The sequence below is a fragment of the Novosphingobium sp. TH158 genome (assembly GCF_002855555.1).
Taxonomy (GTDB): Bacteria; Pseudomonadota; Alphaproteobacteria; order Sphingomonadales; family Sphingomonadaceae; genus Novosphingobium.
The window spans coordinates 2451784-2478091 of sequence record NZ_PKRT01000001.1; the positions used below are offsets into that span (position 1 = coordinate 2451784).

The 26308-nt window shown below is 65.2% G+C and carries 23 protein-coding genes; 8 read left to right on the plus strand and 15 right to left on the minus strand.

All coding sequences use genetic code 11. The features are described from left to right. Positions 1-28 precede the first annotated feature (28 nt). Complete coding sequence (locus C0V78_RS12090) at positions 29-1168, plus strand: hypothetical protein (RefSeq protein ID WP_144039890.1); 1140 nt, start codon at positions 29-31, stop codon at positions 1166-1168. 86 nt (positions 1169-1254) lie between these two features. Here the strand turns inward: C0V78_RS12090 and groL are convergent, their stop codons facing one another. The 3 genes from groL to C0V78_RS12105 form a co-directional block, all read right to left on the minus strand. Then, a complete protein-coding gene (gene groL, locus C0V78_RS12095; protein ID WP_101797942.1) occupies positions 1255-2898 on the minus strand; it encodes a chaperonin GroEL in 1644 nt (547 codons plus the stop codon). A 45-nt stretch (positions 2899-2943) separates the two neighbouring features. Next, positions 2944-3231 (minus strand): co-chaperone GroES, encoded by a 288-nt coding sequence (gene groES, locus C0V78_RS12100; RefSeq protein ID WP_101797943.1) that lies wholly within the window; start codon positions 3229-3231, stop codon positions 2944-2946. A gap of 117 nt (positions 3232-3348) precedes the next feature. After that, positions 3349-4728 carry an MATE family efflux transporter gene (locus C0V78_RS12105; RefSeq protein ID WP_101797944.1) on the minus strand — a complete coding sequence of 460 codons (1380 nt, stop codon included), beginning with the start codon at positions 4726-4728 and terminating at the stop codon, positions 3349-3351. 129 nt (positions 4729-4857) lie between these two features. Here C0V78_RS12105 and C0V78_RS12110 point away from each other — a divergent pair, with 129 nt between their 5' ends. After that, positions 4858-5289, plus strand: coding sequence for a cytochrome c family protein (locus C0V78_RS12110; protein ID WP_101797945.1), 432 nt, complete (start codon positions 4858-4860; stop codon positions 5287-5289). Positions 5290-5308: 19 nt separating this feature from the next. On the opposite strand, the gene C0V78_RS12115 is transcribed toward C0V78_RS12110, so the two are convergent. The 3 genes from C0V78_RS12115 to rplJ all read right to left on the minus strand — a co-directional run bounded on the left by C0V78_RS12115 (position 5309) and on the right by rplJ (position 7101). Continuing rightward, positions 5309-6049, minus strand: a complete 741-nt coding sequence (locus C0V78_RS12115) for a hypothetical protein (protein ID WP_101797946.1) — start codon at positions 6047-6049, stop codon at positions 5309-5311. Between the two features lie 98 nt (positions 6050-6147). Then, positions 6148-6525 carry a 50S ribosomal protein L7/L12 gene (rplL, locus tag C0V78_RS12120; RefSeq protein ID WP_101797947.1) on the minus strand — a complete coding sequence of 126 codons (378 nt, stop codon included), beginning with the start codon at positions 6523-6525 and terminating at the stop codon, positions 6148-6150. A 66-nt stretch (positions 6526-6591) separates the two neighbouring features. Beyond that, on the minus strand, positions 6592-7101 hold the full coding sequence (gene rplJ / locus C0V78_RS12125; protein ID WP_101797948.1) for a 50S ribosomal protein L10: 510 nt from the start codon (positions 7099-7101) through the stop codon (positions 6592-6594). 362 nt (positions 7102-7463) lie between these two features. Here rplJ and C0V78_RS12130 point away from each other — a divergent pair, with 362 nt between their 5' ends. Then, complete coding sequence (locus C0V78_RS12130; RefSeq protein WP_101797949.1) at positions 7464-8108, plus strand: isoprenylcysteine carboxylmethyltransferase family protein; 645 nt, start codon at positions 7464-7466, stop codon at positions 8106-8108. Positions 8109-8239: 131 nt separating this feature from the next. Here C0V78_RS12130 and C0V78_RS12135 read toward each other — a convergent pair whose 3' ends face one another. From C0V78_RS12135 to C0V78_RS15250, 3 genes are all read right to left on the minus strand, one after another. Then, on the minus strand, positions 8240-8482 hold the full coding sequence (locus C0V78_RS12135; protein WP_101797950.1) for a helix-turn-helix transcriptional regulator: 243 nt from the start codon (positions 8480-8482) through the stop codon (positions 8240-8242). Beyond that, positions 8482-9039: a DUF2975 domain-containing protein gene (locus C0V78_RS12140; protein WP_101797951.1), complete on the minus strand. Its 558-nt coding sequence runs from the start codon at positions 9037-9039 to the stop codon at positions 8482-8484. Before C0V78_RS12140 ends, C0V78_RS12135 begins: the two co-directional genes overlap by 1 nt. Before the next feature lie 177 nt (positions 9040-9216). Next, entirely contained in the window at positions 9217-9345 is a 129-nt protein-coding gene (locus C0V78_RS15250) for a hypothetical protein (RefSeq protein ID WP_256385672.1), read from the minus strand. 160 nt (positions 9346-9505) lie between these two features. Between C0V78_RS15250 and C0V78_RS12145 the strand changes: the two genes are divergently transcribed. The 3 genes from C0V78_RS12145 (at position 9506) to rpoC (ending at position 19392) form a co-directional block, all read left to right on the plus strand. Then, positions 9506-10576 carry an acyltransferase gene (locus C0V78_RS12145; protein ID WP_101797952.1) on the plus strand — a complete coding sequence of 357 codons (1071 nt, stop codon included), beginning with the start codon at positions 9506-9508 and terminating at the stop codon, positions 10574-10576. Between the two features lie 288 nt (positions 10577-10864). Continuing rightward, the gene (rpoB, locus tag C0V78_RS12150) at positions 10865-15037 is read left to right on the plus strand and encodes a DNA-directed RNA polymerase subunit beta (protein WP_101797953.1); all 4173 of its coding nucleotides are present in this window, start codon (positions 10865-10867) and stop codon (positions 15035-15037) included. Between the two features lie 74 nt (positions 15038-15111). Further along, positions 15112-19392, plus strand: coding sequence for a DNA-directed RNA polymerase subunit beta' (gene rpoC, locus C0V78_RS12155; protein ID WP_101797954.1), 4281 nt, complete (start codon positions 15112-15114; stop codon positions 19390-19392). 116 nt (positions 19393-19508) lie between these two features. Here rpoC and C0V78_RS12160 read toward each other — a convergent pair whose 3' ends face one another. Genes C0V78_RS12160 through C0V78_RS12175 form a run of 4 tightly spaced genes read right to left on the minus strand, consistent with a single transcriptional unit; the run spans position 19509 to position 20410 of the window. Further along, positions 19509-19718 carry a hypothetical protein gene (locus tag C0V78_RS12160; protein ID WP_101797955.1) on the minus strand — a complete coding sequence of 70 codons (210 nt, stop codon included), beginning with the start codon at positions 19716-19718 and terminating at the stop codon, positions 19509-19511. 20 nt (positions 19719-19738) lie between these two features. Next, the gene (locus tag C0V78_RS12165) at positions 19739-19930 is read right to left on the minus strand and encodes a hypothetical protein (protein ID WP_101797956.1); all 192 of its coding nucleotides are present in this window, start codon (positions 19928-19930) and stop codon (positions 19739-19741) included. Positions 19931-19938: 8 nt separating this feature from the next. Then, on the minus strand, positions 19939-20199 hold the full coding sequence (gene infA / locus C0V78_RS12170) for a translation initiation factor IF-1 (RefSeq protein ID WP_101797957.1): 261 nt from the start codon (positions 20197-20199) through the stop codon (positions 19939-19941). Between the two features lie 4 nt (positions 20200-20203). Further along, a complete protein-coding gene (locus tag C0V78_RS12175) occupies positions 20204-20410 on the minus strand; it encodes a cold-shock protein (RefSeq protein ID WP_101797958.1) in 207 nt (68 codons plus the stop codon). A 211-nt stretch (positions 20411-20621) separates the two neighbouring features. Between C0V78_RS12175 and C0V78_RS12180 the strand changes: the two genes are divergently transcribed. Beyond that, a complete protein-coding gene (locus C0V78_RS12180) occupies positions 20622-22283 on the plus strand; it encodes an NAD+ synthase (protein ID WP_101797959.1) in 1662 nt (553 codons plus the stop codon). On the opposite strand, the gene C0V78_RS12185 is transcribed toward C0V78_RS12180, so the two are convergent. Continuing rightward, the gene (locus C0V78_RS12185; RefSeq protein ID WP_144039891.1) at positions 22224-23108 is read right to left on the minus strand and encodes a hypothetical protein; all 885 of its coding nucleotides are present in this window, start codon (positions 23106-23108) and stop codon (positions 22224-22226) included. The genes C0V78_RS12180 and C0V78_RS12185 overlap by 60 nt on opposite strands. Positions 23109-23309: 201 nt before the next feature. Continuing rightward, positions 23310-24461 carry a diguanylate cyclase gene (locus tag C0V78_RS12190; protein ID WP_101797961.1) on the minus strand — a complete coding sequence of 384 codons (1152 nt, stop codon included), beginning with the start codon at positions 24459-24461 and terminating at the stop codon, positions 23310-23312. Positions 24462-24567: 106 nt separating this feature from the next. Between C0V78_RS12190 and gltX the strand changes: the two genes are divergently transcribed. Further along, positions 24568-25899, plus strand: coding sequence for a glutamate--tRNA ligase (gene gltX / locus C0V78_RS12195; RefSeq protein WP_101797962.1), 1332 nt, complete (start codon positions 24568-24570; stop codon positions 25897-25899). Positions 25900-26308: the final 409 nt, after the last annotated feature.

A 26308-nucleotide genomic window follows, 5' to 3' on the forward strand; every position in this document is an offset into this window, starting at 1 on the left:
ATCATGCACTTGCATATAGCCCCAGGCCATGTCGAGCGAATGGGGGCGGCACCCGAAATCCCAGGGTGCGTTGGCGCGGCGGAGGATGCTGGAACACCTGGACCTGCTCTGTTCGAGCGGTGCCGGGCTTGAAGCGATCGCGGCAAGCGCCTGCGATATCATCCGGCATTATGTCGGCTCGGCATCGGCAACGATGTTCTGGAAAGGCGGGGATGGCGAGGCTGCCGGCTTCTACCACGATTGCGCCACGGCCGAACTCAAGGACCTGTTCGTCACCCGTTTCGAGGAACTGTTCTCATCGCCTGACGAGCCCAACATGATGTCGCTGGCAGAGTCGGTGGGGCCGCTGATCGGCAAGCTGGTGACACCCGAGGGCGTGGCGGCGTTCCAGTCCTGCAATGTCTATCGCTACCTCTGCGAACCGCTGGGCCACCATTACAGCCTGGATATCCGCATCGAAGTGGCCGGGCGGGGTGTGGCGGCCATGTTCCTGTTCAACGGCGAAGGCCGCCCCTTCGGCAAGCGCGAACTTGAAGCGGTCGAACCGGTCCAGAAGCTGCTTGCCAAGGCAGCCGCGGAACGGCGCGAAGGCGTGCACTGGCTATCCGCCTCCGATCGCACGGCGCACTTCGTGACGGATCTCGAGGCAACCCGACTGCTGGCCATCAACCAGCCGGCCGAACGCCTGCTGATGCGAGGGCACCTCTTGCGCCAGAACGTGCCGATCGTCGGCGAAGTGCGCAAGGCCCCGGGCTTTGCCATGCAGCTTGCCGCGCAACTGGCGCAGGGCGGGCCGGCATCGCTGCACCTGCCGATGGCAGACGGGCGGCTGGTCGCCACGGCGACAAAGATCCGCTCGCTCGCCCAGGGAGACGACATGCACGCCACCAACATGTCCGTCTCGCTCGACCTGCAGGTACCGGCCGATGCCATCGTCGCCGACCATGTGGCTGCCTTGCCGTTGACCTACCTGCAGAAGTCGATCGCCCTGTTCGCCATGCTGGGCGGTGCCCGCAGGGATTGCGAGGCGCAGTTCTCGATCAGCGAGGAAGCGCTCAAGAAGCACCTGCGCGCAATCATCCAGGTGCTTGGTGTGTCGGGGTGGACCGATCTGGGGCCCCTGGCACGTCAGGTGGTGCAGGATCGCATCGCCGCCCTGGCCGGCTAAGCCGGCTGCACCCCGCCTTGTCACACGAAAAAGGGCCGGAGGATTGCTCCCCCGGCCCATGTTTTCCGTTCGGGATGGACCCGGGCTTAGAAGCCCATGTCGCCCATGCCGCCCATGCCACCGCCCATCGGCGGCATTGCCGGCTTGTCTTCCGGCTTTTCGGCGATGGCGGCTTCGGTGGTGATCAGCAGGCCCGAGACCGAGGCGGCGTCCTGCAGGGCAGTGCGGACAACCTTGGTCGGGTCGATCACGCCGGCAGCCACGAGGTTCTCGTAGGTGTCGGTCGCGGCGTTGAAGCCGTGGTTCTCGTCCGACTGGTCGAGCAGCTTGCCGGCGACAACCGCGCCGTCATGGCCGGCGTTCTCGGCAATCTGGCGGATCGGAGCCTGGATCGCCTTGCGGACGATGTCGATGCCGCGGGTCTGGTCCTCGTTCGCGCCGGCCAGGCCTTCAAGGGCCTTGGTGGCGTAAAGCAGGGCCGTGCCGCCGCCGGGGACGATGCCTTCCTCAACCGCAGCGCGGGTGGCGTGCAGGGCGTCGTCGACGCGGTCCTTGCGCTCCTTCACCTCGACTTCGGTCGCGCCGCCAACCTTGATCACGGCAACACCGCCGGCCAGCTTGGCCAGGCGTTCCTGCAGCTTTTCACGGTCGTAGTCGCTGGTGGTGACTTCGATCTGGGCGCGGATCTGTTCGACGCGGCCCTTGATGTCGTCAGCCGAACCGGCACCGTCGACGATGGTGGTGTTGTCCTTGTCGATGGTGACCTTCTTGGCCTGGCCGAGCATGGCGAGCGTGACGTTCTCCAGCTTGATGCCGAGGTCTTCGGAGATCATTTCGCCGGCGGTCAGCGTGGCGATGTCGCCCAGCATGGCCTTGCGGCGATCGCCGAAACCCGGAGCCTTGACGGCTGCGACCTTGAGGCCGCCGCGCAGGCGGTTGACGACGAGCGTGGCCAGTGCCTCACCCTCGATGTCCTCGGCGATGATGAGGAGCGGACGGCCCGACTGCACCACGGCTTCGAGGATCGGCAGCATCGACTGCAGGTTCGACAGCTTCTTCTCGTGGATGAGGATGTAGGGGTTTTCGAGCTCGACCAGCATCTTTTCGGCGTTGGTCACGAAGTAGGGCGAGAGGTAGCCGCGGTCGAACTGCATGCCTTCGACGACATCGAGTTCGAATTCGAGGCCCTTGGCCTCTTCCACGGTGATCACGCCTTCCTTGCCGACCTTTTCCATGGCTTCGGCGATCTTTTCGCCGACTTCACGGTCGCCATTGGCCGAGATGATGCCGACCTGGGCGATCTCGTTGGAACCGGCGACGGGCTTGGAGCGGCCCTTGAGGTTTTCGACAACCTTGGTGACGGCGAGGTCGATGCCGCGCTTCAGGTCCATCGGGTTGGTGCCGGCGGCGACCGACTTCATGCCTTCGCGCACGATGGCCTGGGCCAGCACGGTGGCGGTGGTGGTGCCGTCACCGGCAGCGTCGTTGGCCTTCGATGCCACTTCGCGCAGCATCTGGGCGCCCATGTTCTCGAACTTGTCCTTGAGCTCGATTTCCTTGGCGACGGAGACGCCGTCCTTGGTGATGCGGGGAGCGCCGAAGCTCTTCTCGATCACGACGTTGCGGCCCTTGGGGCCGAGGGTGACCTTCACCGCATTGGCGAGAATATCGACACCGTTGAGGATGCGTTCGCGCGCATCGCGCGAAAAGCGGACTTCCTTGGCAGCCATTGTGAATTCCTTGAATTATCTGGATGGATTGGAGGTGGACGGTGCTCAGCCGAGAATGCCGAGGATGTCCGATTCCTTCATGATCAGCAGGTCTTCGCCATCGACCTTGACTTCGGTGCCCGACCACTTGCCGAACAGCACGCGGTCACCCACCTTGACGTCCATGGCGATGCGATCGCCGTCTTCGTCACGCGCACCTTCGCCAACGGCGACGATTTCGCCCTCGGCGGGCTTTTCCTTGGCGTTATCGGGGATGATGATGCCGCCGGCGGTCTTTTCTTCAGCTTCGACGCGGCGAACCAGCACGCGATCGTGCAGGGGACGGAATGCCATTGGTGATTTCCTCTCAATGGGTTGACATGGTTTTGGCACTCCCCCTTCGAGAGTGCCAGCGGGGCGCATATGGGTGGGGGTTCATCCTGCGTCAAGGTGACTCGCAGGGAAAAAATTTCAGGCCGGAACCAGCCCCAGCCGCTCGCGCCGCCACCAGCGCCAGCCCAGCAATGCGGCCACCACGACCAGCCCCGCCATCAGCCCGATCCACACGCCGACCCCCTCCAGCGGGGTGCCGAGGCCGAGCCAGGCGGCAACGGCGAAACCGACCAGCCAGTAGCCCGAAAGCGCGATGATCATCGGCCACTTGGTATCCTGCAGGCCGCGCAGGGCGCCTGCCGCAACGGTCTGCACGCCATCGAACAGCTGGAAGGCTGCGGCGATGACGAGGTATTGCAGCGCGAAGGCGACCACCTGCGCGTTTTCGGCCGCATCGGGATCGACATAGGCCGAGATGATCAGGCGCGGCGCGCCCAGCATGGCGGCAATGGCGATCACCTGGGCGGCAAGGCAGACGCCGAACACCGCAAGCCCCGCGCGCGCCACGCCCTGCCGGTCTCCCGCGCCATAGTGATAGCCCACGCGGATCGTCGCGGCCTGGCCGATGCCATAGGGGATCTGGAAGAAGGCGGCGGCGACTTGCAGGGCGATGGTGTGCGCCGCCAGTTCCGCCGCGCCCAGGTTGCCCATCAGGTAAGCGGCCGATCCGAACAACCCGCCTTCCGCCATCACCGTGAGCGCAATGGGGATGCCCAGCCGCACCATGGTTTTCAGCCGCGACCATTCGGGCCGCCAGATCCGCCCCCAGATATGGGTGCGGCGCATCCGCCGGTCGGTCTGGATGACGACGATATAGGCCAGCATGGTGATCACGGCGGTGATCAGGCTGGACAGCGCCGAGCCGGGCAGGCCGAGCGCGGGGAAGCCGAAATGGCCGAAGACCAGCGCGAAGTTGCCGATCACGTTGACGAGGATCGCCAGCGCCGTGATTAGCGTGGCGAACACCGGCTTGCCCATGGTCGAAACGAAGGTGCGCAGCACGTTGCCGACGATCATCGGCAGCAGCGCGAAGCTCAGGATCGTCAGGAACTCCTGCGCCATCGCGGCGATCTTCGGGTCCTGCCCGGTGGCCAGCATGATGGCGTGGCCGAACTGGCAGACTACCATGCCCACCGCCGCGCAGAGCAGGCTGAGCCACAGGGCCATGCGCATGGTGCGGCGCACTTCGCGCACCGAATGCCGCTTGTGCCCCAGCTCTGCCGCGATCAGCGGGGCCGCGGCGCCGGTGAGGCCCAGCAGCCCCCAATTGACCAGCATGAAGATCGACACGGCCAGGCTCGATGCCGCCAGCGCCTCCTGCCCCAGCCGGGCGACGAAGATCACGTCGCTGGCATAGACCGCCATCTGCAACAGGTTGGCAAGCGCCAGCGGCCCCGCCAGTCGCAGGGTCGCGCCGATTTCCGCGCGCATGGGAGAAGGGGTGCCGGTCTGCGCCATGGAGCCGGACCGGATAGGCGCTGGTTGCGCAAAGGGAAAGCGCGGATGCACAGAAGGCGCGTGGCGGGGCGTTGACGGAAAATCCGGCGCGGCGCATGGAGGCGCACCCCGTTCAACAAGGAGCGCCCGATGCGCAAGTTCTTTGCCCCTGCCCTGTTGCTCGCCCTGGCAGCCTGTGGTGGCGGTGCCGACAAGGCCGATGCCCCTGCCGAGACCGCTGCCGATACGCCTGCCGCGCCGAGCCCGGCCGAAACCGGCCCGAGCCTTGCCTCTGCCCCTGCCGCTTTCGGCCAGTGCGCCGCCTGCCATGCGATCAAGCCCGATGCCAACGGCGTCGGCCCGACGCTGTTCGGCGTGGTCGGCCGCAAGGCGGGAAGCATGACGGGCTATGCCTATTCCCCGGCGATGACCGCCTCGGGCCTGACCTGGGACGAAGCGACGCTCGATGCCTACCTGGCCGATCCGCGCGCCAAGGTGCCGGGCACCAAGATGGTCTATGCCGGCCAGCCCGATGCGGCCAAACGCAAGGAACTGATCGATTTCCTCAAGACGCTGAAATAGCGCCCGCCCTCGGCCGGGCTCAACAGGGCTCGGCGATTGCCGCGCTGGCGCGGGCAAGCTGGCCCTCGCTGGCGAAAGGCACCTGGATGCGCCCGCTTTCCAGCGGATCGCCCAGGATCGGCTGCATGACGATCCGGCCGTCGAGCCGGATATCGAGCGGCAGGTTGAGCGAGTTCTGCGAGACCTGCCGCAGCGCCTTTGCCCCGCGCGGATCGAAGGCGATGGTCAGCGCCATGGTACCCGGCGCAGCACGGCCCGATTGCCTTGCCACCACGCCCGCCTTGCAGGCCCGCACCGGGCCGATCCACAGACCCTGCGCCATGGGCGCGGTGCGCGCCGCCGATGCCGCCTCGTAAGCGGCAATGGCCGAGACCGCGCGGGTGGCGGACTGGTTTAGCGTGGCGACCGTGCAGGTGGGGAAGGCCTTTTGCGTGGTATCGCGCCAGAAAGCCTCGACACCCCGCGCATCGAGATCGTGCCCCTTTACCTGCATGCCCCAGATGCCGCGGTCGCGCCCGATCGCATTGTCCAGCCGGTCTGCCAGGTCGGTATAGCGGCGGCGGGTGGCCAGCGGCACCTTGTGCAGCGCGCAATTATCGAGGAACCCGGCATAACGGCGCGCGTCATTCAGCCGCGCCTGCAGGTCTGCCGGGTATTCCAGCGGCAGGCCGGGAAGCGGCAGGGGCGCGGCGGGCTTTGCCAGGGCCGAGGGGGCCAGCAGCAGCGGGGCAAGGGCGATCAGGACAACCGGACGGGACATGAGCTTCGCGCCTTGCTGCAGGGCCGATGAGAGGAGGATGAACGAAAAGGGCGGCCCCGAAGGACCGCCCTTTCCTGTTTGCGAGAACTCGCGAAGTCTTACTTGACTTCGACGGTGCCGCCGGCGCCGGTGATCTTGGCAGCGATGTCGTCGGCTTCAGCCTTCGAAACGCCTTCCTTGATCGCCTTCGGAGCGGCTTCCACCAGCGCCTTGGCTTCGGTCAGGCCGAGCGAGGTGATCGCGCGGACTTCCTTGATGACGGCGATCTTGTTGCCGCCGTCGCCGGTCAGGATGACGTCGAATTCGGTCTTTTCTTCGACCGCTTCAGCAGCAGCGCCACCGCCAGCGGGGGCAGCAACGGCAACGGCAGCAGCGGCGCTGACGCCCCATGCTTCTTCCAGGGCCTTGGCAAGGTCAGCCGCCTCGAGGACGGTCAGCTTCGAAAGTTCTTCAACAAGCTTGGCGATATCGGCCATGATGTTTCACTCCAGATTGATGTGGCCGGAACAGGGATGTTCCGGTGGAAAGTTGAATGCGTCTTATCAAGCAGCCTTGGCGTATGCGCCGAAGACGCGGGCCAGCTTCGCCGCCGGAGCGGTGGTGAGCTGGGCGATCTTCGTGGCAGGCGCCTGGATAAGCCCGATGAGGGTGCCGCGCAGTTCGTCGAGCGAGGGCATCGAGGCGAGCGCCTTGACACCTTCGGGGGTCAGAACCTGGGTACCCATCGAACCGCCAACGATTTCGATCTTGTCGTTGGCCTTGGCGAACTCGACAACGGCCTTGGCCGCCGCGACCGGATCTTCCGAAGAAGCCAGCGCCGTCGGGCCGGTGAGGAATTCACCGATGCCGACGTAGTTCGTGTCCTGGATGGCAAGCTTGGCAAGACGGTTCTTCGCAACCTTGTAAGTCGCACCCGCATCGCGAATCTTCGTGCGCAGCTCGGTGGACTGCGCCACCGAGAGACCCAGGTTGCGGGTGACGACCACCACGCCGGCCTGGTTGAAGACCGCGTTGAGCGAAGCGACCGATTCGGCTTTCTGCGAACGATCCATGCCTTACTCCTTCACACATGGCTGCACGGGAAATGCCCCTGCAACCGGCTACGTTGTCCCATGCGCCGAAGCACACGGGGCGAGTCCGTCGATGGGGGAAGGAGCTGCGGAAAACCGCAGACTTGGCACCGCACCCGCAATCGGGCGAAGGGCCGTGGAATCTCTTTTCCCCGTCTAGGCTGCAAATTAAGGTGGAAGCCACCAGCAACTGTCTCGGACGGATGATCGGCAGCACGGGGCCACCGGTCAGGTCCGCGCCATTAGCAGCATGGCCGCACGAGTCAAGGATCTGCGCGGCTCAACGCTTCGTTAACCATATGCTGCCATCCCGCCTTCTACGTGATTGTCCGTGAAGGGGTGCCATGACTACGACCGTTGAAAGCCAGGTGCGAAGCGCGGCGCCTTCGTGGCTTACCCCGCGCTTTGCCGACCGTGCCGAGCAGGTGGCCATCGTCATCCTGTGGGGCATCCTCGCCTGGCGCGTCGAGTTTTCCGACAATCCCTGGGCGCCGCTGCTGCTGCTTTCGGAATCGACCATCGCCTTCTTCACCCTGATCCGCCGCCCGACCGAGAAGCTGTCGATGCGGCTGGGCGACTGGCTGCTGGCCATGACCGCCACCTGCGCCGGCCTGCTGGTGGTGCCGGGCGTGGTGCTGGTGGAAGCGCTGGTGCCGCTGGCCGTGCTGCTGTTCATCGGCGGCAACCTGTTCCAGCTGTGGGCCAAGCTGGTGCTGCGCCGCTCCTTCGGTGTCGCGCCGGCCAACCGCGGAGTGAAGATTTCCGGCCCTTACCGCTATGTCCGCCACCCGATGTACCTGGGCTACGGCATCGTCCACCTGTCGCTGCTGCTGCTGATGTTCTGGCCGCTCAACATCGTGATCTACGCCATCGGCTGGTGGGCGCAGATCCTGCGCATCCTTGCCGAGGAGCGCGTGCTGAGCCAGGACCCGGCCTACGCCGAATACATGAAGCAGGTGAAGTGGCGCCTGATCCCCGGGGTGTTCTGAGGGCCCTTTCGCCAACCGATACGCCATACGTCAAAGGGCGGCGCCTTGGGGGGAAGGCGCCGCCCTTTTGCCATCGGCCGGCGCGGGGGGCGGGGTTCGCCAGCCGGGCGAATTTCAGGCGGGAAGGCAGCTCATGCGCCCTGCCCGCCATTGTCGAAGCCCAGCAGGTCGCCCGGCTGGCATTCCAGGACTTCGCAGATCGCTTCCAGCGTCGAGAAGCGGATCGCCTTGGCCTTGCCGGTCTTGAGGATCGACAGGTTGGCGAGGGTGATGTCCACCTTGGCCGCCAGTTCGGTGAGCGTCATGCGGCGGGCGTGGAGCAGGTCGTCGAGCCTGACCACGATGCGCGTCCGTTCTTCGGTTTCCTCGCCCATCACACGGTCCCTTCCAGGTCTTCGCGCATCTTCGCGCCTTCGCGGAACACGCGGGCAAGGATGAACAGGAGGAGCGCCATCAGGATGCCGCCGAGGCCGATGCCGACGTCGAGACCGCCCCTGCGAAACATGTGCGTGAGATATCCGGCCAGTGCGCCGCCCGGGATCGAGGCGACCTGTGCGACCACGCTCATCCAGCCCATGCGTTCAAGGCGGGTTGCATTGCCGGGATTGAACGCATCGCCCGAGCCGACACTGTCGATGATCGCGCGCAGTTCGCGCAGCCAGAAATAGGCCAGCGCCAGAAAGGCGGCAAAGAACGCCAGCAGCACGGCGATAGCCAGGACGATTCCCGGCCCGGGGTTGCTCACGGCATGATGCGAGATGCGGACGATCACCTCGTCCTGCATGAACGGCAGGCTGACGGCGACGATGGCAAGGATACTGCCGAAGATGGCCGACAGCACCATGATCATGTTCACCAGCACGCGCGCCGATGTCAGCAGCCAGTCGCGCCGGGGCAGGGCGGAGGGAGGGGCGATGTTGTCTTGGTCCACGGGGTCCTCCGGCAGGTGCAGGATCGGGGGCGATCAGGCAGGACGATCAGGCGACGGCCGGGGCCAGCGTCGTTGCCCACAGCAGGGTCGAGACGTGCAGGGCAATGGCGATGGCGGTGGCGCGGGCGAGGATCGGGCTCATGGCGGATTTCATGGCGGGGTTTCCTTGAACGGGGGTCATGCCAGCGTGTGCAGCGCGAGCGCGGCATCGCTGGTGAGGCGGGCGGGACTGATCGTCGGGGCCCAGAGCGCGAAGACCATCACGGCGGCCATCAGCGCGGCGAGAGGGGACTTGGTTGCGGTCATTGATCGTTCTCCGATAATCTCAATATCGATATTCAATAAGCCGAGTCGCATTTATTGTCAATCAATAATATCGAAAAACAATATGTGATGCATCGATTCTCGAAAAAGCGCGGATGCTTCGGCCCTTGCCCTGGCCTTGCCGGCGTGGAATGGCGCGCCGATGCAGGCTGACCCATCCCGACCGGCGCGCGGTCCCTTCGGCACCGGTCCGGACACGCTTGTCAGCGTTCAGTACCTGCGCGCTCTGGCTGCCCTGATGGTGCTGGTAACCCACGGCGTCGGGCCGGCGGGCGGGCCTGTGCAGGCGCTCGGCGCGGGCGTGGACCTGTTCTTCCTGATCAGCGGCTTCATCATGATCGTCACCACGGGCGAGCAGACCACGCCGCGCACCTTCATGATCCGGCGCATCGTGCGGGTGGTGCCGCTATACTGGCTGCTGACCCTGCTGGCCGTTCTGACCGCCCGTTACATCCCGATGTTCCATTACCCGATCGCCTGGTGGCAGGCGCTGGCAAGCTTCCTGTTCGTGCCGGTGGCAAGCGCATGGAACCCCGAAATGGCGCGGCCGGTGATCGGTCTGGGCTGGACGCTTAACCACGAGATGCAGTTCTACGCGCTCTTCGCCGCTGCCCTGTTCCTGCCGTGCCGCTGGCTGCCCTGGGTGGTTGGCGGGACGATCTGCCTGCTGGTGGCGGCGGGCATTGTCCTGGCTCCGTCATCGCCGGCAGCGGCCTTCTGGCTGGATCCGGTCAAGCTGGAGTTCGTCGCGGGCATTGTCGTGGCCGTGGCGTGGCAGCGGCGGGTGCGGCTCGCGCGTCTTGCGGCAATCTTCGCGCTGCTGGGCGCGCTGGGCATCGGGCTGCTTGCTGCCGGGCTGCTGGGGGTGCCGGGCAACCCCCAACGCCCTCTGCTGATGGGGCTGTTCGTGCCCGTGCTCTGCCTGGCGCTGTGGCTTGAACAGACCGGCCGCCTGCCGCGCTGGCGCTGGGCCATGCTGCTCGGCGATGCGAGCTATTCGATCTACCTGTGCCAGTTCTTCGTCCTCCTGGCCTTCGCCGGGCTGGAACTGCGCCTGGGTGCGCCGCCGATGCTGCGCCTGCCTTTCGTGCTGGCCGGCGGCATCGCGCTGGGACTGGTGGTGCATTTCGCCTTCGAGCGGCCGGTCCACCGCGCCCTGCTCGAACGGCTGCGGATCGGGCGCGCTGGCAGCACATCGCTCGCCCCGGCCTGAGCCGCGAAAACCGCGCCCGGCGTTTGACTCAAAGGCCCCTCGCGCCTATAGGCGGCCCCTCGCTCGGCGCTTCGAGCAAGGGTTCCCCATGCGCAGGGGGTTCCCACGGAAGGAGGCGGCGGGTTTTCCATCTGACGCGACAGGCTGCAGGCCATGCCCGTTCCCCCGTGGGGAAAGGTGCGTGTGCTGTGTGGCCTTTTGTCGTCTCCTGATGGTGCCATTCGTTGCGCGTGGCACAGTTTTTCCGCCGGATTTCCGGCATTTTAGAGCAAAGAGGCAAGACCCCTCATGGCGAAGAAGGCCCAGGCCGCAAACGGTGCGGCTCCCCGCAGCCAGTCCCAGCGGCGCATCCGCAAGATCTTCGGCGACATCCACGAAGTCGTCCAGATGCCCAACCTCATCGAGGTGCAGCGCGAATCGTACGAGCAGTTCCTCCGCTCCGATCCCGCCACGGGCTATGTCTCGGGCCTGGAAAAGACCCTGCGCTCGGTCTTCCCGATCCGCGACTTCGCCGGCACCAGCGAGCTGGACTTCGTCCACTACGAGCTGGAAGACCCGAAGTACGACGTGACCGAATGCCGCCAGCGCGGCATCACCTACGCCGCGCCGATGAAGGTCACGCTGCGCCTGATCGTGTTCGAGGTGGATGCCGAAACGGAAACCCGCTCGGTCCTCGATATCAAGGAGCAGGACGTCTACATGGGCGACATGCCGCTCATGACCGAGAACGGCACCTTCTTCATCAACGGCACCGAACGCGTCATCGTTTCGCAGATGCACCGCTCGCCGGGCGTGCTGTTCGATCATGACCGCGGCAAGACCCACTCCTCGGGCAAGTACCTCTTCGCCGCCCGCGTGATCCCCTACCGCGGTTCGTGGCTGGACTTCGAATTCGACGCCAAGGACATCGTCAACGTCCGCATCGACCGCAAGCGCAAGCTGCCGGTCACCGCGCTGCTTCACGCGCTGGGCCTCAACGACGAGGAAATCCTCAACCACTTCTACCAGACGATCACCTGGGATCGCGGTGAAGGCGGCTGGCGCGTGCCCTATGTCGTCGAACAGTGGCGCGGTTCGAAGCCGCAGTTCGATATCGTCGATGCCAAGTCGGGCGAGGTGATCTTCCCCGCCGGCCAGAAGATCAGCCCGCGCGCCGCCAACAAGGCGGAGAAGGACGGCCTGAAGGAACTGCTCATCCCGACCGAGGAAGTGTTCGGCCGCTATGCCGCACGCGACCTGATCGACGAGAAGACCGGCCGCATCTACATCGAGGCGGGCGACGAGGTTTCGCCCGAGAACCTCGACATTCTCGACAAGGCTGGCATCGACCGTCTGGAACTGCTGGACATCGACCACACCAATACCGGTCCGTGGATCCGCAACACGCTCAAGGCCGACAAGTCGCCTGATCGTGACCATGCCCTGTCGGACATCTACCGCGTCATGCGCCCCGGCGAACCGCCGACGCGCGAAACCGCCGAAGCCCTGTTCGAAGGCCTGTTCTTCGATGCAGACCGCTATGACCTCTCGGCCGTCGGCCGCGTCAAGCTTAACATGCGCCTTGCCCTTGAGTGCGAGGACACCATCACCACCCTGCGCACCGAGGACATCCTCGCCGTGGTCAAGGAACTGGTGAACCTGAAGGACGGCAAGGGCGAAGTCGACGACATCGACAATCTCGGCAACCGCCGCGTCCGTTCGGTGGGCGAGCTGCTCGAAAACCAGTATCGCGTCGGCCTGCTGCGCATGGAACGCGCGGTGAAGGAACGCATGAGCTCGGTCGACGTGTCGACCGTCATGCCGAACGACCTGATCAACGCCAAGCCCGCCGTGGCCGCGGTGCGCGAGTTCTTCGGCTCCAGCCAGCTCTCGCAGTTCATGGACCAGACCAATCCGCTCTCGGAAGTCACCCACAAGCGCCGCGTCTCGGCGCTCGGACCGGGCGGCCTCACCCGCGAGCGCGCGGGCTTCGAAGTCCGCGACGTCCATCCGACGCACTATGGCCGCATCTGCCCGATCGAAACGCCGGAAGGCCCGAACATCGGTCTGATCAACTCGCTCTCCACCTTCGCCCGCGTCAACAAGTACGGCTTCATCGAAACCCCGTACCGCAAGGTGATCGACGGCAAGGTGACCAAGGACGTCATCTACCTCTCGGCGATGGAAGAGCAGAAGCACACGGTCGCGCAGGCTTCGGCCGAAACGAACGAGGACGGCTCCTTCGTCGAGGAACTGGTCTCGGCCCGTCAGAACGGCGAATTCGTCATGGCGCCGCGTGAACACATCACGCTGATGGACGTCAGCCCCAAGCAGCTCGTCTCGGTTGCCGCCTCGCTCATTCCGTTCCTGGAAAACGACGACGCCAACCGCGCGCTCATGGGCTCGAACATGCAGCGCCAGGCCGTGCCGCTGGTCCGCGCCGAAGCGCCGTTCGTCGGCACCGGCATGGAAGCCACCGTGGCGCGCGATTCGGGCGCTGCCATCGGCGCGCTGCGTTCGGGCGTGGTTGACCAGGTCGACGCGACCCGCATCGTGATCCGCGCCAGCGGCGATATCGAACCCGGCCAGTCGGGCGTCGATATCTACCGGCTCCAGAAGTTCGAGCGTTCGAACCAGTCGACCTGCATCAACCAGCGCCCGCTGGTGAAGGTGGGCGACGTGGTCGAGGCCGGCGACATCCTGGCTGACGGTCCCTCGACCGAACTGGGCGAGCTGGCCCTGGGCCGCAACGTGCTCGTCGCGTTCATGCCCTGGAACGGCTACAACTACGAAGACTCGATCCTGATCAGCGAACGCATCGTTAAGGAAGACGTCTTCACCTCGATCCACATCGAGGAATTCGAAGTCATGGCCCGCGACACCAAGCTCGGGCCTGAGGACATCACCCGCGACATCCCGAACGTCGGCGAGGAAGCCCTGCGCAACCTCGACGAGGCGGGCATCGTCTACATCGGTGCCGAAGTGCACCCGGGCGACATCCTGGTCGGCAAGATCACCCCGAAGGGTGAATCGCCGATGACGCCGGAAGAAAAGCTGCTGCGCGCCATCTTCGGCGAAAAGGCCAGCGACGTGCGCGACACCTCGCTTCGCCTGCCGCCGGGCGTGGCCGGCACCATCGTCGACGTGCGCGTGTTCAACCGCCATGGCATCGAGATCGACGACCGTACCCGCGCCATCCAGAACGAGGAAATCGAACGCCTCGCCAAGGACCGCGAGGACGAGCGCGCGATCCTCAACCGTGCAACCTTCAACCGCCTGCGCGAAATGCTGGTCGGCCAGGTGGCTGCGGCAGCTCCCAAGGGCTTCAAGAAGGGCGACGCGATCACCGAGGAAAACCTCGCCGAGATCGAGCGTCACGAATGGTGGAAGTTCGCCGTTGCGGATGACCGCATGCAGGGCCAGCTCGAAGCCGTGAAGGGCCAGTACGACGACGCCGTCAAGGCGATCCAGGAGAAGTTCGAGGATCGCAAGGAAAAGCTCGAACGCGGCGACGAACTCGCCCCGGGCGTGCTCAAGATGGTCAAGGTCTTCGTCGCGGTGAAGCGCAAGCTGCAGCCGGGCGACAAGATGGCCGGCCGTCACGGCAACAAGGGTATCATCAGCCGCATCCTGCCGGCCGAAGACATGCCCTTCCTCGAAGACGGCACCCCGGTCGATTTCGTTCTCAACCCGCTGGGCGTGCCTTCGCGCATGAACGTCGGGCAGATCTTCGAAACCCACCTGGGCTGGGCTGCCCGCGGCCTTGGTCGCCAGATCGGCGAGGCGCTGGATTCCTGGCGCGAAGCCAATCCCGACCCGCAGGCCGGACAGCCGCCCGAAGCGGTCCGTTCGGTGCTCAAGACGATCTACGGCGACAACTACGCCGACGAGATCGACGCCCGCAGCGATGCCGGCGTGATCGAACTGGCCGAATCGATCCGCGGCGGCGTGCCGATGGGCTCGCCGGTGTTCGACGGCGCGATCGAAAAGGACGTTACCGACATGCTGCGTCTGGCCGGCCTCGATGAATCGGGCCAGGTCGACCTTTATGACGGCCGCACCGGCGATCGCTTCGACCGCAAGGTTACTGTCGGCTACAAGTACGTGCTCAAGCTGCACCACCTTGTCGACGACAAGATCCACGCGCGTTCGATCGGGCCCTACAGCCTCGTCACCCAGCAGCCGCTGGGCGGTAAGGCGCAGTTCGGCGGCCAGCGCTTCGGTGAAATGGAGGTCTGGGCGCTCCAGGCCTATGGCGCGGCCTATACGCTGCAGGAAATGCTCACGGTGAAGTCGGACGACGTGGTCGGCCGCACCAAGGTCTACGAAGCGATCGTCAAGGGCGACGACACCTTCGAGGCCGGCATTCCGGAAAGCTTCAACGTGCTCGTCAAGGAAATGCGTTCGCTGGGCCTCAACATCGACCTCTCCTCGCTGGCCGACGAGAGCGACGACGACGGCTACGCGGAGGCTGCGGAATAAGCGGAACGGGGCGGCCGGCGCCGCCCCTTCCAGCCACTCCGCCCACAGAATTTCACCCGTAAGGGAAAAGAACCATGAACGACCTGACCAAGTTCACCAACCAGATGGCGAAGCCCGAAACCTTCGACCAGATCCAGATCGGCATCGCGAGCCCGGAACGCATCCGCTCGTGGTCCTTCGGCGAAATCAAGAAGCCGGAAACGATCAACTACCGCACCTTCAAGCCCGAGCGTGACGGCCTGTTCTGCGCCCGCATCTTCGGCCCGGTGAAGGACTACGAGTGCCTGTGCGGCAAGTACAAGCGCATGAAGTACAAGGGCGTCGTCTGCGAAAAGTGCGGCGTCGAAGTCACTGTCACCAAGGTGCGCCGCGAGCGCATGGGCCATATCGAACTGGCCGCACCGGTCGCGCACATCTGGTTCCTCAAGTCGCTGCCTTCGCGCATCGGCCTGCTGCTCGACATGCAGCTCAAGCAGCTTGAGCGCGTGCTCTACTTCGAAAGCTACATCGTCACCGAACCCGGCCTGACGCCGCTCGAGAAGTACCAGCTGATCACCGAAGACGAGCTGTACGAATACCAGGACGAGTACGGCGAAGACGCCTTCTCGGCCGGCATCGGCGCCGAAGCGGTGAAGATGATGCTCATGGATCTCGATCTCGAGCAGGAACGCACCGACCTTCTGGAAGAGCTCGCCACGACCAAGAGCGAACTCAAGCCCAAGAAGATCATCAAGCGCCTCAAGGTCGTCGAAAGCTTCATCGATTCGGGCAACCGCCCCGAATGGATGATCCTCGATGTCGTGCCGGTCATTCCGCCCGAACTGCGCCCGCTGGTGCCGCTGGACGGTGGCCGTTTCGCGACCTCGGACCTCAACGACCTCTACCGCCGCGTCATCAACCGCAACAACCGCCTCAAGCGCCTGATCGAGCTGCGCGCGCCGGACATCATCGTCCGCAACGAAAAGCGCATGCTGCAGGAAGCGGTTGACGCGCTGTTCGACAACGGCCGCCGCGGCCGCGTGATCACCGGTGCCAACAAGCGCCCGCTGAAGTCGCTGTCCGACATGCTCAAGGGCAAGCAGGGCCGCTTCCGCCAGAACCTGCTCGGCAAGCGCGTCGACTATTCGGGCCGTTCGGTCATCGTGACGGGTCCGGAACTCAAGCTGCACCAGTGCGGCCTGCCCAAGAAGATGGCGCTCGAACTGTTCAAGCCGTTCATCTACGCCCGCCTCGATGCCAAGGGTCTGTCGATGACCCTGAAGCAGGCGAAGAAGTGGGTCGAAAAGGAACGCAAGGAAGTCTGGGACATCCTCGACGAGGTGATCCGCGAGCATCCGGTTCTGCTGAACCGCGCGCCGACGCTGCACCGCCTTGGCATCCAGGCCTTCGAACCCGTGCTGATCGAAGGCAAGGCGATCCAGCTGCACCCGCTCGTCTGCTCGGCCTTCAACGCCGACTTCGACGGTGACCAGATGGCCGTCCACGTGCCGCTTTCGCTGGAAGCCCAGCTTGAAGCGCGCGTGCTGATGATGTCGACCAACAACATCCTGTCGCCCGCCAACGGCAAGCCGATCATCGTGCCTTCGCAGGACATGGTTCTCGGTCTCTACTACCTCTCGATGGACCGCGAAGGCGAGCCGGGCGAGGGCATGCTGCTGGCCGACATGGCCGAAGTGCACCAGGCGCTGGAAGTGGGTGCGGTGACGCTCCACACCAAGATCGTTGCCCGCGTGCCGCAGACCGGCGAAGACGGCGTGGAGCGCATGGTGCGCTATGAAACCACCCCGGGCCGCATGCTGATCGGCGAATGCCTGCCCAAGTCGCACACCGTGCCCTTCGACGTGGTCAACAAGCTGCTGACCAAGAAGGAAATCGGCGACGTCATCGACCAAGTCTATCGCCACACCGGCCAGAAGGACACCGTGCTGTTCGCCGACGCCATCATGGCGCTGGGCTTCCGCCACGCGTTCAAGGCCGGCATCAGCTTCGGCAAGGATGACATGATCATCCCCGACAGCAAGGTGGAACTGGTCGAGAAGACCAAGGAACTGGTGGCTGACTATGAACAGCAGTACCAGGACGGCCTGATCACCCAGCAGGAAAAGTACAACAAGGTGATCGACGCCTGGAGCCGTTGCGGCGACCAGGTGGCGAACGCCATGATGGACGAAATCCGCGCGACGCCGAAGGACGAGAACGGCCGCCAGAAGCCGGTCAACTCGATCTACATGATGTCGCACTCGGGTGCTCGTGGTTCTCCGACGCAGATGAAGCAGCTCGCAGGCATGCGCGGCCTCATGGCCAAGCCGTCGGGCGAAATCATCGAGACGCCGATCATCTCGAACTTCAAGGAAGGCCTGACCGTCCTTGAATACTTCAACTCGACTCACGGCGCCCGCAAGGGTCTGGCCGATACCGCGTTGAAGACCGCGAACTCGGGTTACCTCACCCGCCGTCTCGTCGACGTGTCGCAGGACTGCGTCGTCGTGGTCGACGATTGCGGCACCGAACGGGCGCTGGAAATGCGCGCGATCGTGCAGGGTGGTTCGGTCATCGCCTCGCTGGGCGAGCGTATCCTGGGCCGTACCCTGGCCGAGGACATCGCCGACAAGGACGGCAACCTGGTGGTCGCCAAGGGCACGCTGCTCGACGAAGCGGCCACGGCCCTTGTCGAAGGCACCGGCGTGCAGGCGGTGAAGATCCGCTCGCCGCTGATCTGCGAGGCCGAACAGGGCGTCTGCGGCACCTGCTATGGCCGCGACCTGGCTCGCGGTACGCCGGTCAACATCGGTGAAGCGGTCGGCGTCATCGCCGCCCAGTCGATCGGTGAACCCGGCACTCAGCTCACCATGCGTACCTTCCACATCGGTGGCGCTGCGCAGGTGAACGAGCAGTCGCACCTCGAGGCGATCTGCGACGGTACCGTGCAGTATCGCGATATCCCGACGATCACCGACAAGCGTGGCCGCCGCCTCAGCCTTGCCCGCAACGGCGAGATCGTGGTGGTTGACACCGACGGGCGCGAACGGGCGATCCACAAGGTGCCCTACGGTACGCACCTGCTGCACGAGAACGGCGCGATCATCAACGAAGGCGATCGCCTGGCCGAGTGGGACCCGTTCACCCTGCCGATCATCACCGAAACCTCGGGCGTGGTGAAGTACCAGGACCTCGTCGAAGGCCGCACCATGGAAGAGCGCGCCGACGAAGCGACCGGCATGACCAGCCGCGTCGTTACCGAGAACCGCACGACCAGCCGTTCGAAGAAGGAAGACCTGCGTCCGCGCATCACCCTTCTCGACGAGAGCTCGGGCGAGGCTGCACGCTACATGCTGGCGCCGGGCACGACGCTTTCGGTCGATGATGGCCAGACGGTCGATGCCGGTGACGTGGTGGCCCGTGCCAGCCGCGAAGCCGCCAAGACCCGCGACATCACCGGTGGTCTGCCGCGTGTTGCCGAACTTTTCGAAGCCCGCATGCCCAAGGACAACGCGATCATCGCGAAGATCTCGGGCCGCATCGAATTCGTTCGCGACTACAAGGCGAAGCGCAAGATCGCGATCATCCCGGAAGAGGGCGATCCGGTGGAATACCTGATCCCCAAGTCGAAGGTGATCGACGTCCAGGAAGGCGACTGGGTCAAGAAGGGCGACAACCTGATCTCGGGCTCGCCCAACCCGCATGACATCCTGGAAGTGCTCGGCGTGGAAGCGCTGGCCGAATACCTCGTTGCGGAAATCCAGGAAGTCTATCGCTTGCAGGGCGTGAAGATCAACGACAAGCACATCGAGGTGATCGTTCGCCAGATGCTGCAGAAGGTCGAGATCACCGACGGTGGCGACACCACCCTGCTGGCGGGCGAACAGCTTGACGCCGAGGAAATGAACGCGGTCAACGCCAAGCTGGCTCCGGGCCTGAAGCCGGCAGAGGGCAAGCCCATCCTGCTCGGCATCACCAAGGCTTCGCTGCAGACGCGCTCGTTCATCTCGGCAGCGTCCTTCCAGGAAACCACCCGCGTGCTGACGCAGGCGGCGGTCGAAGGAAAGAAGGACTCGCTGATCGGCCTGAAGGAAAACGTGATCGTCGGCCGTCTCATCCCCGCCGGTACCGGTGCGGGCATGAACCGCCTGCGCGTTGCCGCCTCCAGCCGCGATGCCGCGCTGCGTGCGCAGTACCGCAAGCTGCAGGAAGCACTCATCGCGCCGCACACCGCGGCCGAAGAGCACGCAGCCGAACTGGCGCAGGGCCCGGAAGCGGCGATCGGCGACGATCCGCTGGCGGCAGTCGAGGGTGAAACCCACGGCACCGACGCCGATGCCGGCGAATACCTGAACCCCGAAGCCGGCGAGGAATAAGCTCCTCGCCCGCACCTTCCGGGTGACGCAAAACAAAAACCCCGCCGGTTCGCGCCGGCGGGGTTTTTCGTTGTCGAACGCCAGGACCGCGCCCGCCCTGAACGGGTGAGGCGGGCCTATTTCGTGGTGAACTGCCCCGCCTGAGCGCGGAAATTGGCGCGGGCAAAGGCGCGGGCATCATTGGCCGTGCGGAACCGTTCGTCCTGCAAGTTGGCCGAGATGAGCGGGTAGCCCTGCGAGTTGTAGCGCGTTTCGCGCACAGTCAGGCGGTAATCGCCCTGGGCATCCTTGGCGATGAGGAACGGATGCGAGGTTTCCTTGCGCATGGTGGCAATCCTTTGCTGGTTCAGACCCGCATGGTCCGTTCGTTATCGATCCGCTGGCGTTCAGCGAGGGTTGCCCCCCGCTGGTCCGCCAGTTTCTGCCAGGCAGCCTGCGATCGCAGAAAGCGTTCGCGCTGATGCGGCAGGCTGGCCTCGCTGGCCTGCCTGCCGCACATGGCAGCCTGTTCGAGGAAGAAGCTGACGTTCGGATGCATGGCGATTCCTATCGGCGCTTGCGCACCGGGCCGCCACCGCCCGATCCGGGCCCCTTGTCCCGAAAGACGATGCGGCCCTTCTGCAGGTCATAGGGAGTCATCTCGACGCGAACCCGGTCACCCACGACAGAGCGGATGCGGAACTTGCGCATCTTGCCTGCGGTATAGGCGATGATCCGATGGTCGTTTTCGAGCATGACGCCGAAGCGACCATCGGGGTAGATTTCGTCGATCTGGCCTTCGAGGGTCAGCAACTCCTCCTTGGCCACGGCCTCAGGCCGCTTCGAGGTTCACGGCCGAGCTCTTGCCGCGCCGGTCGGTTTCCATCTCGTACTTGACGCGCTGGTCCTTCTCGAGCGTGGCCATGCCCGAACGTTCGACGGCACTGATGTGGACGAAGTTGTCCGGAGCGCCGCCATCGGGAGCGATGAAGCCGTAACCCTTGTCGGTATTGAAGAATTTTACGGTGCCGATAGGCATGGGATGTTCCTTTCGCGAACAGGTTTACCCGCGGCAAAGCGCCGCGAGCAGCAAAGGTGGCGAGAAAGGGAACGAGGAGCCGCAAGGGGCAGAAAGTTCCGTCGCAGGCGACGAGAGCCACTTGCCTATGCACGAAAACTGCGTCTTTGGCAAACGAATGTCCCGCACGGCAGAGATTGCCCCGTCGCCGGCCCGGCTCTAGGGTCTTGCCATGACCGATATGCTCAGGATCACCCTCGCCCAGCTTAACCAGTCCGTCGGCGATCTTGCCGGCAACGCCGCCCGGATGCTCGAAGTGCGCGAGCGGGCGCGGATGGCGGGGTCGGACCTCGTGGTCTATCCCGAACTGCAGCTGATCGGCTACCCGCCCGAAGACCTCGTGCTGAAGCCCGCCCTGATCGAGCGCGCCGCGGCCGAATTGCAGAAGCTGGCCAAGGTCACCGCCGATGGTGGCCCGGCCATGCTGGTGGGATCGGTCTTCGTCGTCGATGGCGCGCTGCATAACGGCGTCGCCCTGCTTGAAGGTGGCAAGGTGGCGGCGATCCGGCTGAAGCACGAGCTGCCCAATTACGGCACCTTCGATGAAATCCGCCTGTTCCAGCCCGGCCCCCTTCCCGAGCCGATCCTGTTTCGCGGGGTGATGATCGGCGTGCCGATCTGCGAGGACATCTGGCATCCTGACGTCTGCCAGCACCTTGCCGATTTCGGGGCCGAACTGCTGCTCTGCCCCAATGGCAGCCCCTACGAGATCGACAAGGACACGCTGCGCATCGATGGCGTGGCCAAGCGGCGCGCGGTCGATACCGGGCTGCCGCTCGCCTACCTCAACCGAGTCGGCGGGCAGGACGAGCTGGTGTTCGATGGCGCCAGTTTCGTGATCAACGGCGATGGCAGCCTGGCCGTGCAGATGACCGACTGGGAGGAACAGGAAGTCACCACCACCTGGCGGCGCGGCGCGGGCGGGTGGGCCTGCGAGAAGGGCGAGATCGCCCCGCTGGCCGATCACCCGGAAGACATCTACTGCGCCATGGTGCTGGCGCTGCGCGACTATGTCGATCGCAACCGCTTCCCCGGCGTGGTGCTCGGCTTGTCAGGCGGGATCGACAGCGCGATCTGCGCCGCCATCGCTGCCGATGCGCTGGGCCCCGACCGGGTGTGGTGCGTGATGCTGCCCAGCCGCTTCACCAGCCAGCTCAGCCTTGACCTTGCCACCGAATGTGCGCGGATGATCGGCTGCCGTTACGACACGATCCCGATTGCACCGGCGGTCGATGCCTTCGATACCATGCTGGCCGGGAGCTTTGCCGACCGGGCGGTCGACATCACCGAGGAGAACGTCCAGTCGCGCATCCGCGGGGTGAGCCTGATGGCGCTGTCCAACAAGTTCGGCCCGATGCTGCTGACCACCGGCAACAAGAGCGAGATGAGCGTCGGCTATGCGACGATCTATGGCGACATGGCGGGCGGCTACAACCCGCTGAAGGACGCCTACAAGATGACCGTCTTTGCCATCAGCAAGTGGCGCAACAGCCACAAGCCGAAGATCGGCCTTGGTCCGGACGGCCCGGTGATGCCCGAGGGCATCATTACCCGCCCGCCTTCGGCCGAGCTGCGTCCTGACCAGAAGGACGAGGATTCGCTGCCCGCCTATCCCGTGCTCGATGGCATCCTGCTGGGGCTGGTGGAGCACGAAAAGAGCGTCAACCAGCTCGTCGCCGAAGGGTTCGATCGCGATGTCGTGGTGCGTATCGAGCGCCTGCTACACCTGGCCGAATACAAGCGCCGACAGGCCCCTCCGGGCGTCAAGCTTGGATCACGCAACTTCGGGCGCGACCGGCGCTACCCCATTACCCACAGCTTCCGCAGCGCCTGAGGGCGCCTCGGACGCGGCCTTGCGCTGCTGGCGGATCGCGGCCGGTCGCAGCGCCAGGACGAGCAACACCGATGCCAGCCACAGCCAGTTGCTGGCAAAGCCGGTCATCTTGTGGAACAGCCGGGCCTCCGGCGCGGGGAACTGGTTGACCATGGTCACGTGGGGGGCGTTGTAACGCAGGATTTCCCACTTCTGGCGTTCGGCCTGGGTGATGTAGAGCCGCTTGCGCCCGGCCTCTGTCCGCATTTCGTCGAGCGGGTGCAACCGGGTGCGATCGCGGTCAACCGGGCCCCAGGGGTCGACGATGTACCAGCGGTTATCAATCCAGGCCGCCGTGAAGAAATGCCGCGGCACGCCCACGGTCGCATAGGTAACGCCCATCTGCTTCAGCGCGGCCTGCACCACCAGTGCCTGCTGGCTGCAGGCGGCGGCATCGTATTGCAGGATCTCGCTCGGCTCGACCAGGGCATCGTAATCGGGATTGACGATCCGGGCAGACAGCCAGGCCAGCCAGTTTTCACGCAGGCCATAGCGGGTGTAGCCATGGTAGAACCGGTTCCGGACGATCTCTTCCAGTTCATGCACCTGGTCGACCAGCGGCGCGCCCGTCGTACGGGAGCGGGTCAGCGCGACAATGTCCTCGACACTTTTAAGGTCACCGTACGTCGGATCGTAGCGTTCCTTGGGCGTCACCCAGGGCGGCTGCTTCGCGGGCGGGGCAAGGAACGATCCGGCGGTGAATGCGCAGATGACGAGGGCGACGGCTGCAGCCAGCCGGAACACGCCAAGGGGGCCTAGCCACGGTTTGCGAAGCGGGAGTGCCATGATATAGGGGAAAATACCTAAATAATATCAATCACTTGGCTCTCCCGCCCGTTAACCTTTCTTGCCTTGAGCGGCAACCTCCCTGCCTGCGGAACTGCCGCCAAACTGGCACGAGTTGCCATGCCTCTGCGACGGGCCGAGGCGCGACCCGTGAATTTCCAGCTTCTTGGTGGTGGTGTCGTTGCGGCGCTTGCCGCGCGCTCAGCTTGCCTCTGCGCGGCGCAGGGCGTGGACCCCATAGGGCGCCGCTTCATCGCCGCTTGCGCCCTTGGCGCGGTACAGCGCGCGATCGGCCACGCGCAGCAACTGGTCGAGCGTGGTGCCGTCGTCCGGCCAGACGGCAATGCCGAGGCTGGCGCCGACATGCAGCCGGTGCCCTTCGAACTCGAAGGGGAGGGCAAGCGCGGCAAGCAGTCCGGTGCCGATGGCCTCGGGCGAACGCTGCGAACCGGGCAGCACCAGCACGGCGAATTCATCGCCGCCGATGCGGCTGGCAATGCCGTCCGTTCCGGTCACATCGGAAAGGCGCTGGGCGACCTGGCGCAGCACTTCGTCACCCGCGGCATGGCCGTGCCGGTCGTTCACCGGCTTGAACCCGTCAAGGTCGAGCAGCAGCACCGAGGGGCCGTGCCCGCCCCGGGCATGGCCGACCGACTTCTCCAGCCGGTCCTGCAAGGCGCGACGATTGGCAAGCCCGGTCAGCGGATCGGTCTGCGACAGGGCAACCATGCGCTGTTGCAGCACCAGCAGCTCGACAAAGCGGTCATGCTGGAAGCGGAGCAGCGCGAACAGGAAGCCGGACGTGACGATGATCGAGGCTGCGGCGGAAATCGCCATGCGATCGCCTGAAAGCAGCATGGCCATGGCGATCGGGCCAAGGCCCACGGCAAGATGGAAGGTTGCGGCACCGCGCAGCATCGACAGGCAATAGGCGGTCGAAAGCGTGCCCATGGCCATGTAGAGCGGGAAATAGATCGCCCGGTCCGGATCGGCCAGCGCCCAGCTGTTCAGGCACCACAGGCTGCACGGGATCGCGGTAAGCGCGGAAATCACTTGCCCGCGCAGCACCATGGAGCGGGCCTTGTCCACCGTGGGCAGCCCCGGCGGACGACGCAGCCAGACGATCATGCGGGTGACGCAGATGGTGACGACCAGCGCCGGCACGCCAAGGCGAATCCACACTGGCCCCTGCGGGCTGCCGGCAATGGCCCCGGCGATGATCAGCACGATGGCGATATAAAGCATCGGCGCCATGCCGCGCAGGCGCTCGTACTGGGCAAGGACATAGGCTTCGGCAACCTGCGCGGGAACGCGCGGCCACAGCCAGTCCTTCAGTGCTTGCGCCAGTGTCATGCGCTCCAGGCTAGGGCGTAAAGGTCAACTTACGGTAAAAAACGGGTAAATTCGGCGCAACACCTTCGCGCTTGGCCTGCCGCCGGGGTCGGCTATATGCCCATGCATGATCACCACCCGCTTCGCCCCCAGCCCCACCGGCCGCCTGCATGTCGGCAATGTCCGCACGGCGCTGCATAACTGGCTTCTGGCGCGGCAGGCGGGCGGGCGGTTCCTGCTGCGGATCGACGATACCGATGCCGAGCGCAGCCGCGAGGAACACGTCGAGGCGATCCGTGCCGACCTTGCCTGGCTGGGCCTGGTGCCGGACGGGGAAGAGCGGCAGTCCGCCCGCTTCGACCTTTACGAGCGCGAATTCGCCAGGCTGGTCGCCGCCGGCCGCGTCTATCGCTGCTATGAAACCGCGCAGGAACTGGATCTCAAGCGCAAGGTGCTGCTGGGGCGGGGCCTGCCGCCAATCTACGACCGCGCCGCCCTGTCGCTGAGCGAAGCGGACCACGAGGCGAAGGCAGCTGCCGGGGAACGGCCGCACTGGCGCTTCCGGCTCGATCATGACCGGCCGATCGAATGGGTCGACGGCATCCGCGGCCGCCAGCACTTCGATCCCGCGCAAATGTCCGATCCGGTCGTGCGCCGGGCGGACGGGTCGTGGCTCTATATGCTGCCCAGCGTGATCGACGATATCGCCATGGGCGTTACCGACGTGCTGCGCGGCGAAGACCACGTTTCCAACACCGCCGCGCAGGTGCAGATGTTCGGCGCCTTCGGTGTCGATCCCCCGGCCTTCGCGCATGAGGCGCTGCTGGTGGGCAGCGAGGGCAAGCTGTCCAAGCGGCTCGGCTCGCTCGGCATGGAAGAACTGCGTGAAGCCGGGATCGAGCCCGAGGCCGTGCTTTCGCTGCTGGCACGGCTGGGCACCTCGCAGCCGGTCGAAGCGGTGATCGACCGCGAGCAACTGGCAGCAGGTTTCCGTCTCGATACCTTCGGCCGCGCCCCGGCCCGCTTCGACGAGGCGGAACTGGCGCGGCTCAACGCGCAGGTCGTGCACCAGTTGTCCTTCGCGGCGGTGCGCGAACGTCTGCCAGAAGGCATGGACGGGGCGGCGTGGCAGGCCGTGCGGCCGAATCTCAACACCGTCGCCGAGGCGGCGGACTGGTGGGCGGTGGTCAAGGGGCCGATCTCCGCACCGGATTTCGCAGCCGAAGACCGCAGCTATCTTGCTGCCGCCGCCGACGCGCTGGGCGGCATCGAATGGGGCGAAAATCCGTGGCCGGCGCTCACCGGCGCGCTCAAGGAAAGCACCGGGCGCAAGGGCAAGGCCCTGTTCCTCCCGCTCCGCCTTGCCCTCACCGGACGCGAGCATGGGCCGGACATGGCGGCCCTGCTGCCGCTGATCGGGCGCGATGAGGCTTTGGCTCGGCTGGGGGCGATGGGCTGATTTATCCTGCCGCGTTTTGCGTTCCGGAACCGTCGAGGGGTTCTCGCAGAGGGCGCAGAGGAAGAAGAAGAGGCGCAGAGATGTTGCTTCTGCGGCGAAGCCGCTTTGCCAATCCACTGCTGCATTGCGGGCAGCGCGGCGGGATAGAGGGAGCCTTCGGCTCGGCGCGGCCCCTCTGCGCCTCCACTTCTTCTCCGCGCCTCTGCGTGAACCATCCCCGCCGAGCCTGCCACCGCACCCACCGGAAGCGACGACAAGAATGAAAGGTTTCCGCTGAAACAATATTTCCGCTGCACCGCAACAAAGGGCATTTACATTGCGCGACCGCGCGGCTAGGGGCGCGCTCATGTTCGTCAAGCCGATCATTACCATTACCAGCAAACCGACCGCCGTCGCGGGATCGGTTGCC